The following is an 8,635-nucleotide window of genomic DNA, read 5'->3' as shown; positions in this document are numbered from 1 at the left end:
AGTAAAAAATATGATTTGGTAATCCTCGATGAAATAAACGTTGCAATCTACTACAAGTTATTTTCTGTAGAGGATGTTTTAGAAGTACTAAATAACAGAGATGAAAAAGTAGAAATTATTTTAACTGGAAGATATGCTCCAGAAAAATTTATAGAAATTGCAGACCTCGTAACTGAAATGAAAGAAATTAAGCACTATTACAAAAAAGGTGTCAAGGCAAGAAAGGGAATAGAATTTTAAAAAATCAAATTTTGATTAAAAATTTATCAATAATTTGTCGTTTTGGTTTAAAAAATGAATATAAAAATAGATAAAATACTCTATGTCTTTATAAATTACTTTACCACATTTTAGTAGGAGGGATAAAGGGATATGAAGAAAGTTTTATTGATTGTATTGGCGGTAGTTACTTTTGTTTTATTTGGGTGTATGGATTCAAATGTTACAAAAAATACTGATGAAGCTGTTCCTACAAATCCACTAGAATTTCTTAAAGGAAAAAGTTTATCAGATCTTACACTTGTTAGCTCAAAAGCAACAAGTTATGCAACAGTTTACGGTACAGTAAAACTTCCCGATGGAACATATCCCCATACAGTGTAGAAAATCAAAATGTAGAATTTGTAAAAGGCGAATATGTTGTTTACTACGAAGGAGATATTCAAAACATTTCAAAATTGGGAATTTCTGTCGAAAATGCATATTCAACTAACAGCCTTGATGGAAAAAAAGCTTACATATTCAAAGTCAAAGCAGATGACAAAAAATTAGATGTTTTAAAAAAACTTGGAGGAGTAAAATACATAGAACCTAACTACATTTACAGAGCTTTTGCTGTTCCAAATGATTCTTACTACAGCTATCAATGGCATTATGAAGCAATCAATTTGCCAAAAACATGGGATGTTATTAAAAGTGCAAACATCATCGTTGCAGTTGTTGACACGGGAGTAAGCTTTACACATCCAGACTTGCAAGGGATTTTTGTGCAAGGTTACGACTTTGTTGATAATGATAATGATCCAACAGATCCTGCAAAAGACGTGAGCCATGGAACACACGTAACAGGTACAATTGCTGCATTAAGTAACAACGGAAAAGGCGTTGCAGGAGTTAACTGGGGTGGATACGGTATAAAGATAATGCCTATAAGAGTACTTGGAGCAGATGGTTCTGGAACGCTTGACGCAGTTGCCCAAGGTGTAAGATACGCTGCAGACCATGGAGCCAAAATAATAAATATGAGCCTTGGTGGCGGTGGCGATTCTCAAATTTTAAGAGATGCAATCCAATATGCATATAATATAAGGTGTTACAATTGTCTGTGCAGCAGGTAACGAAAATGGACCTGTTTCATATCCAGCCAAATACCCTGAAACAATTGCTGTTGCAGCTGTAAGATACGATCTTCAAAGAGCACCTTACTCGAACTATGGACCAGAAGTTGATGTTGCAGCACCAGGTGGAGACACCAGTGTTGATCAAAATGGCGATGGTTATGCAGATGGTGTTTTAAGTACAGCATGGACTCCAAGCAACGGAGATACTTATATGTTCTTACAAGGTACATCAATGGCCGCACCACACGTAGCTGGCGTTGCTGCATTATTGTATGCTTCTGGAAAAACTCAACCAGAAGAAATTAGAGCTGCTTTGAAAAATACTGCAAAAGATTTGGGACCAACTGGTGAAGATGACTACTACGGTGCAGGTTTAATAGATGCATACGCAGCTATTAACTACAATGGCGGAAGTACAAATCCACCAAATCCAGAACCACAACCAAGTGATGTAGAAACAAAAGTTTTCGTATTAAGATACAATTTCTGGACTGGAAGCTATGAAGTGGTTAGTGAATACGGAAAAGTCAGCAACGGAAATTACACATTAAAATCCGTAATTCCAGGTTACTATTCATATGTATGTGCATGGAGAGACTACAATAACAACGGTGTTATAGATACAGGAGATTACTTTGGATACAAAGGAAGTTACACATTTAGCTCTGGTAGAACCTATGGACCAATCGATATTACAATGCAAGTAGAAAATTAAAAAATACAAATTATATAAAACGGGGCTTCTAAATAGAAGTCCCGTTTTTTTTTTAATCTAAAAAGTAAAAAATCTACTTTACGCTCAAAAAAAATAAATTTTGATTTATTATTTACCAATAATTTATTGATATGGTTTTGATAATGCTCAAAATATAGATAAAATTAAAAATGAAAATTTAAATCACAATTTAAAGGAGGGAAAGTATGAAAAAGGTAGTTATTCTTCTTATTGCACTTTTAAGCTTGGCTGCTTTTGCCGCTGGTACTGCAAACATTAAATTAAACCCAAACGGAAACTGGACACAAACATTAACTTTTAGTGTTTCTCAATGGGTAAAAGTTACTTGGGACTACGATGAAACACAAGTTTTTGCAGTTGATGATACCACAGGAATTGCAAACGTTGGTAACATCAGATTTGAATCAAACAAGACATTCAAGATGTACTATCAAACAACTATTGTTGCAGACGGTGGAGTAAGTGATTTAGCAGTTAACGAAGTTAAAGTAGGAAGCACTATATTGAGCAACGATAACACAAATCCAACAAGTGTTTCAACAAAAATTTTAGAAGGTAACCTTGCAATTACATTTGGTGGAGATTATACAAACGCATCAGATGATTTTACAGTAAAATTTGACTTTACCTTCTTACCCATTATAAAAAATTTTGTGAAATTGCAATAAAGCCACCCAATTTGGGTGGCTTTTATATTATAATAGTATAAAAAGGAGTGATTTTTTTGAAAAAATTTTTTTTATTAGCAATTCTTCTTTTAAATATTATAATAATACCTCAAACTATAAACATTTTATGGTCATATAACGAAAATTCAGTCTTTGTAATTGACGATCTAACAAAAAAAGCTATAGTTGGTTACATGGAAATAAGTTCATCGCCTGGTTTTTACATGTACATTTTACCAACTACAAACAATTCAAAAGTAACTGTTACCAATGTTTGGATAGGAAAAAAATCAATTTCAATGAACCCAAACTATCCAACAAAAATTGGATACAAAATTTTTAGATGGGGATATGGAATGGTATCAGGAGATTTAATTCTTCAATTTAACTATCCAGATTTCGATCTATCATTAAACACAATAAATGTTACCCTAGACTTTAATTTTATCCCCATGCTTTCTCTCATTGATTTTTAATATATTACTCCCAATAAGACTCCAAAGGATTTATCATTTGAAATTTTAAATCCAAACTCATACCTTGAAAAATCAACATTTGTATGAAAAACTACTTCTGTACTATCATTTGAAAATTCAATGCCTACCCCAATTTTGAACCTATCAAAATTAAATTTATAAATTACCAAATTTCTTAAATAAAAATTTTCAAGATCGTATCTTAAATTCATTTGCAGCGATAAATCATTTATCTTAATTAAATCGTTCAATGTCAAAAAGAACAAATTTGATTCAAATCCAATCCCTACACTAAAATTATCAATCACATTTGTGTAAAACTCAAAACCTAAAATTTCAATAGATTCAAAGGACAATTTTAAAAGATACTTATTATCCTGTATTTTAAGATCAGTCCTACCTTTAAAATACTCAGTAGTTATTTCCGTTTGTTTATTATCTAGATCAAAAGGCTCTATATCTTTAACTTTTTCTGCTAATACATCACTTAAAATTTTGTATCTTAAAATATAAATTTCTTTCTTTCCTCTTAAAACAATATTTTGTTCTTGGTTATTCTCTTTCAAGCTGGTGCTAAAAACATCACTTCCAATTGAAAGCTCAAGTTTTTTATTTTCCTTTTCAGAATTTATCCTTAGAATAAATTCATTCGATGTAAATTCCGCAATTTTTATGACCTGAGAAGTTGCTGTAGCAGGCATTTTAACATCCATATAACTTAAGTATCCACCTTCTACAAAAGAAAATAATTTATAACTCTGAGAAAAATTGTATAAATTAATAAGTACTCTGTCATCTAATGTAGAGACTTCTTTGTATTTATTCAATTTAAATACGGAAAAAATCAAAATTTTTCCATTTATCTTTTCATCAAGTTTCTCAATGTCAGATATAATTCTTTTATATTCTTCTTCTGAATCTACATAAAACACAAGCTTTTCATCAATTACGTAATTTTCTATACCGTTTAATGAAAGATAATTTGAAATTAATTCTGGAGATGTATGTTTTAAAGTATAGATTTTCGGCATCAATTTAGCAGTTTTTTTCTGAGTTGTAGAGTATATTAAAAAAGTATCATTTGAAATACGATCATAATCAAGATCATAAGGTAATAAGAGACTTCTCAATGCAACATCTAAACTAACATCCTTAAGAGAAAGTGTTATAAATCTATCAATGTCGTCTGCCAATATTATAAACTTAACTCCTGTTTCATCTTCTATAGCATTCAGAACATCTATCAATGGTTTGTTATTAAAGTCCAAATTAATAGCAAAGCTTATTATAGATACAATCAAAGACAAAAATATTAGAAAATTTCTCTGCATTGTCTACTCCTCCTCTATTCTCAAGACAAACAAAATATATCTTTTTTCATGCTTTTCAAAATTTTGCTTGAACAAATTACCTATTATTGGCAAATCCATTAAAAAAGACAATCCACCATCAGCTCTTTCTGATTTTAAATATGAATATGCCCCAATAACTTTTGGAACACTAAAATCAATGGGGACCTTTGTTGAAACTTGTGAACCTAATCTGTCTGTCCCTATATTTTCCAAGTTAATATTCAAATCTATCAATGCAGAAGATTTTAAAAAATATGGAGTAAGCTCAAAGGAAATATTGGATTCAACTGCTTTTTTAGAAATCTTATTATCCACTATCTCATCAACTAATACTTTTTTAGATGTTCTTAAGGAAGATTTTACTCCACTTAACATTTTAATATTTCCATCGTATATGAGATCAAAATCTTTATTTTCTGTAGTCGATGAAAACAAGAGATTTAAATAATTTCCGTACAATGGTATAGAGAATATTGCACCACTCAACAAATCATTTAATCTTTCCTGGGAATAATTTATTTTTAACAAAAATGATTTCAGATAACTTTCAGAAACATCTATTATTTTTATATTTGCGGTATAACTTTTTTCCTTTACATCTAAGATAGAAACAATATTTGCAATTTGAGATGCCACTGGAATTGGCGCAAATACTGTAATACTATCTTCACTTGAGCTGTATAAAATATACTCTTTCAACTCTTTAGGTAAAACTTTGCTCAATTCTGAAGCGGTTTTATACCTCAATGGAATATTAAATATTTTTGCATTTTTAAAAAAACCGGGCGATTCAGGATTTGAAACTCCAACAAAGTAGATTTCATCATACTTTACCCAATAGTAGTTATACGGTAAAAGAATAATGTCAAGGATTTCTTCCAATGATAAATCCTCGTCTATCTCAATACTTACAATACCACTGAGATTTGGCTCATACACTATCTTTTTCCCAGATTCCAAAGATAAAATATTTAAAGCTTCTTTTATATCCTGTTCATAGAATGATACAGTTAAAGAAAAAACAATCCCCCATATTAACAAAAACAAAAAAGTTATTTTTTTCATGGTATCACCTTATATACTCTTCATACTCTTTATTCTCTCCAAAAATCCCATACTTTAAAATGATCCTTGAAATGCTGATATTATCTTCTAATTTTATTTTTTTAGATTGTCCAGGTATTAAAACAATATCATTGTAAAGAGAAAAACTAGAATAGTTAATATCTATAGCTAACAAACAATTTCCAGTATTTGTTAGCTCTATAGAATTTTCTTCTGGCAAGTATTTTGCTTTCAACTCTGGAGAAAGTTTTTGGCCTCTTACAACAATCAAAGGAGATTTTACAGAAATTTTTTTGCCATCGTATAAAAGATGCAAATAAAAAATTCTATCTCCAACGTTGGTAATTTCTCTTTCATTTGATCTAATCTTTATAGAGGTTGCTCTATATGGATATATTCTTAAAACACTTGGATACAATTTGAATATATCACTCCTTAAACCTTTTTGATCAACAATTTCCCAAGAAATCTCCGATTTAAAACTTGTTAAATTCTTTATCAAAATTGATTTAAGAGTATTTATTGTCTTATCATCAAAAATAATAACATTTGGTGATGCTTCAACAATTAAATTTTCATAGGTTTCATTGATTGTTGCATCCTTGCTTATAGAAAATCTCATGCCGTACGATTCACCTTCAACTGAAAACCTTACCTTCCCAGTTGGTAAAATCTCTGGAATTTTAAACGTATAAAAAGCTTCATTTTCCGGAAATACAACTAAATCAAAACTATTTATTTCTTTTTCAGAAATTGTTGTCCTTAAATCTACTGAAGTAATTTTAATAGTGCCATAAGGTAGAAAAACTACATTTCCATTGTTCTTCAATTTCATGGTTATCAAAGTTCCAAAATTTCCGTAACGTTCATCAGGATAGAGATTTAGATTTCTTATATCAACATCCGTAATATCAACCTTTTGAATAGGATTTATATTTTTGAACCTCAAAAAGAATGGAACTATGTAATTTAACCTTATTTGGATCTGTCCACCTCTTTTACTTTCCTGAGAAATCTTTAAGGCAAATACTCCACTTGCTCCATCAAAATCAGAAGGAATGTTAAACTTTAACGTTATCCTCTTTTCTTCATCTGGTTTAAGTTCAAATTCATAGCTATCTAAATCAACGTAATTTTTTACACTATACTTATAATCTGGAAGGTCAAATTCATACTTTTTACCATCCGTTACAAAATCTATCTTTTCAATTCTTATTATTGCATCATAATTAAGATCATTCCTGACAAAAAAGCTATATTCAAAGATCAAGTCTTTAACTTCAATATTATAAATGAGATTTGGATATATCTTTAAAGAGAAGGCAAACAATGAAACAAGTATTAAAACCAAACTAAAGATTTTCCTCATAAATTTTTTCCTCCTTATCAGAATTTTTAAAGTTTATCAAATTCAATGCTTCATCTTCATTTAACATCTTTGCACGTTCTATACCTGACCTTTTTAAAAATCCATCAACAGCTTGAGAAACTGTCTTATTACCTTTTTCTAATAAAACAAGTGATCCATTTTCAAGATTTAAAAGAAAGTCTCCTTTTCTCATTCTTAAGTTTTTTATTTCATTTAAAAATAGTATTACGTACGGTTTTTCTCTCATATCTTTTTGAATTTCTAATAAAATCTCAACTTTTTTTGCTTCTTCGTTGTAAAAATATAAAGCAAGGTTTGCTAATTTTCTACATTGCTTTCTTTTTTCAACAATCCAATCGTCGTCAAATCCCTCTAAAAAATCACCGGAATATACCTTAAGTGCTTTTAAACTATTCGAGCCTATATTATCCATAAAAAATTCATAATCAGAACTAATTTTATCTCTATCTATGTATATGTTTTCCCTATAGTTTTTTATAACATCTTCTAAAAATAGATATGTCTTCTTTAAATTATACATTTGAACATTTAAGTTTTTTCTTGCATAATCTCTTGTAAAATTATTCCAAAATACATCGTATATCTCTTCTTTTGGAATATAACTTTTTCTAGAAGAGATAATATAAAAAAGCAATTTTAAATTTTTATTATTCTTCGTTTCTACTTCTTTGCCATCAACAAATACCTTAAAATCACCAAACATTTTAAAATAAATCATATAAATATTCACTCTCAAGTTCTTCGTCAAAAATAGACAAATCTGGAAAAACTTTCATTAATTTTACAGCTAATCTACTTTCAAATCCTATATTTTCTAAATAATCATCTACAATGCTCTTTAAAAGAACGTTGTAATACCTTCTCATTTGCTTTGCCCACAAACATTCTATACCAGCAAGAAATGGCCCTGTGTATAAATCTAAAATTTTTTCTAATAATTTCTCTGATCTATCAAAATTGCTTAATATCTTTTCCATTTCCCATAGATCTACTTTAACGTCACTATACATTACAAGCTCAATTCGTTTGTTATTCAGCAGCTCTACTTTTCCAATACGTTCAATTTTTCCATTGAGCCTCGATACTAACCTTCTTATGTATCTATCATCAATTTCTTTTAAATCTGCAAATAGCTGCTTTACATCTAGAAAGTTTACTATGCTTTTTTTTGAAACTAAAAATGAGAATAGTAAAACTTCGGGTTTGGTAAAGCAAAATTCTTCTATTTCAGGAATGAAAAAGTCTCCAAAAAGTTTGATCAGTTTTAATCCCCCCTATATGAAAAAAGAATAAATTAGAAATGAAAACTTCTACGTCAAGTTATTGTATCATTAAATGTCAAGTAATTTGTTTATCAAAATAAAAATCAAAATGTAATAATAGAAACAAAAAAGTTAACAAATTATTAATTCCTTAAAAGATACCTTACAAATTTCATTAATTTTTGCGATAATTGGAAAATTTAGGCAAATACATAAAAAAAGCTACACTTTTAATGAAAAAGTGTAGCTTTCAGATTGTAGACAAACCCCATCCCGGTATAGCCAAGGATGGGGTATTTTTTTGAGAAATATTGGAAATTTTTAAGTATTTTTATGAATTTTTTCA

Annotated in this window: 11 protein-coding genes; 6 read left to right on the top strand and 5 right to left on the bottom strand. The window is 29.4% G+C overall.

The features are described from left to right. The 6 genes from JG780_RS09585 to JG780_RS09560 form a co-directional block, all read left to right on the top strand. The coding region (locus JG780_RS09585; protein WP_287570351.1) for a cob(I)yrinic acid a,c-diamide adenosyltransferase at nt 1-240 on the top strand (240 nt) is incomplete at its 5' end. 132 nt (nt 241-372) lie between these two features. Then, nucleotides 373-603 (top strand): hypothetical protein, encoded by a 231-nt coding sequence (locus JG780_RS09580; RefSeq protein ID WP_287570350.1) that lies wholly within the window; start codon nt 373-375, stop codon nt 601-603. Nucleotides 604-677: 74 nt separating this feature from the next. Further along, nucleotides 678-1,337, top strand: a complete 660-nt coding sequence (locus JG780_RS09575; protein WP_287570348.1) for a S8 family serine peptidase — start codon at nt 678-680, stop codon at nt 1,335-1,337. Beyond that, nucleotides 1,318-2,055, top strand: coding sequence for a S8 family serine peptidase (locus JG780_RS09570; protein ID WP_287570352.1), 738 nt, complete (start codon nt 1,318-1,320; stop codon nt 2,053-2,055). The genes JG780_RS09575 and JG780_RS09570 overlap by 20 nt, the downstream gene beginning before the upstream one ends. Nucleotides 2,056-2,261: 206 nt before the next feature. Further along, nucleotides 2,262-2,744 carry a hypothetical protein gene (locus JG780_RS09565; protein ID WP_287570346.1) on the top strand — a complete coding sequence of 161 codons (483 nt, stop codon included), beginning with the start codon at nt 2,262-2,264 and terminating at the stop codon, nt 2,742-2,744. 56 nt (nt 2,745-2,800) lie between these two features. Further along, nucleotides 2,801-3,220: a hypothetical protein gene (locus tag JG780_RS09560; protein WP_004101069.1), complete on the top strand. Its 420-nt coding sequence runs from the start codon at nt 2,801-2,803 to the stop codon at nt 3,218-3,220. On the opposite strand, the gene JG780_RS09555 is transcribed toward JG780_RS09560, so the two are convergent. From JG780_RS09555 to JG780_RS09535, 5 genes are read right to left on the bottom strand one after another with little or no spacing between them, the layout of a single operon-like run. Further along, complete coding sequence (locus tag JG780_RS09555; protein WP_287570344.1) at nt 3,217-4,551, bottom strand: STN domain-containing protein; 1,335 nt, start codon at nt 4,549-4,551, stop codon at nt 3,217-3,219. The genes JG780_RS09560 and JG780_RS09555 overlap by 4 nt on opposite strands. 3 nt (nt 4,552-4,554) lie before the next feature. Continuing rightward, nucleotides 4,555-5,637: an energy transducer TonB gene (locus tag JG780_RS09550; protein ID WP_004101067.1), complete on the bottom strand. Its 1,083-nt coding sequence runs from the start codon at nt 5,635-5,637 to the stop codon at nt 4,555-4,557. Nucleotides 5,638-5,641: 4 nt separating this feature from the next. Beyond that, the gene (locus tag JG780_RS09545) at nt 5,642-7,006 is read right to left on the bottom strand and encodes a hypothetical protein (RefSeq protein ID WP_287570342.1); all 1,365 of its coding nucleotides are present in this window, start codon (nt 7,004-7,006) and stop codon (nt 5,642-5,644) included. Beyond that, complete coding sequence (locus JG780_RS09540) at nt 6,990-7,745, bottom strand: hypothetical protein (RefSeq protein ID WP_287570340.1); 756 nt, start codon at nt 7,743-7,745, stop codon at nt 6,990-6,992. The genes JG780_RS09545 and JG780_RS09540 overlap by 17 nt, the downstream gene beginning before the upstream one ends. Continuing rightward, on the bottom strand, nt 7,732-8,037 hold the full coding sequence (locus JG780_RS09535; protein ID WP_004101064.1) for a hypothetical protein: 306 nt from the start codon (nt 8,035-8,037) through the stop codon (nt 7,732-7,734). Before JG780_RS09535 ends, JG780_RS09540 begins: the two co-directional genes overlap by 14 nt. Between the last annotated feature and the right edge of the window lie 598 nt (nt 8,038-8,635).

The sequence above is a fragment of the Thermosipho sp. (in: thermotogales) genome (assembly GCF_020054775.1).
GTDB classification, from domain to species: domain Bacteria; phylum Thermotogota; class Thermotogae; order Thermotogales; family Fervidobacteriaceae; genus Thermosipho; species Thermosipho africanus.
This window is presented reverse-complemented; position numbering and strand designations above follow the sequence as displayed.